The 1,603-nt window shown below is 68.6% G+C and carries 2 protein-coding genes; both read left to right on the top strand.

Annotation, left to right across the window (positions count from 1 at the left end; translation table 11 throughout):
- Window positions 1-130: 130 nt before the first annotated feature.
- Window positions 131-562, top strand: coding sequence for an IS110 family transposase (locus tag AC1DIM_RS19700; protein ID WP_477712165.1), 432 nt, complete (start codon window positions 131-133; stop codon window positions 560-562).
- A complete protein-coding gene (locus AC1DIM_RS19695) occupies window positions 559-1,359 on the top strand; it encodes a transposase (protein ID WP_477712164.1) in 801 nt (266 codons plus the stop codon). Before AC1DIM_RS19700 ends, AC1DIM_RS19695 begins: the two co-directional genes overlap by 4 nt.
- Window positions 1,360-1,603 lie beyond the last annotated feature (244 nt).

Genomic DNA, 1,603 nt, shown 5'->3' with positions numbered 1-1,603 from the left:
CAGCTGATATGAGTTGAGTTAGTCCTTCCCAAACACCTCCGGAGATGTCAGGACGGGATGTATCAGATTCCCTTGGGGGCCCGGGCGGAATGATCCGCGGGCCCTCCCGATACCTTCGGAGGTGTTTGTTATGTCTGTTCAGGCCTCTGCGGCCACTGATTTCCCTCTGGTTGTCGCTGTGGATGTGGGCAAGACGGTGGTTGCGTTGTCGGTCACCGATGCGGGCCGGCACCGCTTGTTGGGTCCGGTGAATTTTGAGATGACCGGCCGGGGTCTGGAGAGTGTCCTCGCGCTGATCAGAAGCAGACTTGCGGGCGCGGATGGTCCGGTGAAGGTCGGGATCGAGGCTGCCGGGCACTATCACCGGCCGTTGCTGGGACCGTCCGTGTGGCCTGCGGGCTGGCAGGTGCTGGAGCTGAATCCGGCGCATGTCGCTGAACAGCGCAGGGTCCAGGGACGCCGGCGGGTCAAGACCGATGCCTTGGATCTGGAGGCGATCACGGAACTGGTGCTGGCCGGCCGCGGCATCGAGGTTGCTGACCGTGAGGCCGTGAGGCCGTGATCGGTGAGCTGGGCGCGTGGGCCGCGCACCGGACCCGCCGGGTCCAGTCGCGGACCGCGACGAAGAACCAACTGCTGGGCCAGTTGGACCGGGCCTTCCCCGGACTGACGCTGGCTCTGCCGGATGTCCTCGGCACCAGGGTCGGCAGGCTCGTGGCCGCTGAATTCGCCGACCCGAAGCGGCTCGCCGCGCTTGGGGCGGGCCGCTTCGTCCGGTTCGCGGCCGGCCGCGGCCTTCAGGTCCGCCAGCCGCTGGCCGAACGGTTGGTCCAGGCCGCCCGCAACGCGCTGACCACAGTCGACGCGGCGGTGGCGCGGAAAGTGCTGGCCGCGGATCTGGCGTTAGTCACGGAGCTCACGGCGCAGATCGACGCTGCAGAGGCCGAACTCGCCCGGCTGCTACCGCTGAGCCCGTTCGCGACGCTCACCACGACCCCGGGGTGGGGTGTGGTCAGGGCCGGCACCTATGCCGGGGCGCTGGGTGACCCGCAGCGCTGGCCCGGGCCCTCGCAGATCTACCGGGCCTCAGGGCTCTCACCCACCCAGTACGAATCCGCTGGCAAGCGACGTGACGGATCCATCAGCAGGGAAGGCAGCGTGGCGCTGCGACGGGCCCTGATCGATCTCGGCATGGGTCTGTGGTTGACTGACCCGCCCAGCCGGGCCTACGCCGCCGGGCTCAAGGCGCGGGGCAAGAAAGGCGGCGTCATCGCCTGCGCGATGGCGCACCGCGCCACCAGGATCGCGTATGCCATGGTCCGGGACGAGGCCGTCTACGACCCCGCCCGCTGGGAGTGAGCATCCGGGCCCGGGGGGCTTTGCCGGATAGCTGCCGATGCCGCCGTCGGCGCAAGGGAGCGGTCAACATGGAGCGCCCGCAGCGCAGCGAGGACGAACGACGTTGACAGCGACAAGCCGGCGGCACACCATTCGGCCAGCCGGAAAGCCCCCGCCAGTTCCGGGATTCAAGGAGGTGCACCAACCTAAAACCACTTCACAACCCCGGCCGGCGGTGAGACGCTGGAACCGACGAAGGGCCGGA

The organism is Pseudarthrobacter sp. 01T43 (genome assembly GCF_056398665.1).
Note: the sequence above shows the minus strand (reverse complement) of the source record. Positions and strands in the feature narration are given on the sequence as shown.

What these genes read in the sequence shown, in the direction of transcription:
- AC1DIM_RS19700 (WP_477712165.1), top strand. Translation starts at nt 131, where the DNA reads ATGTCTGTTCAGGCCTCTGCGGCCACTGATTTCCCTCTGGTTGTCGCT.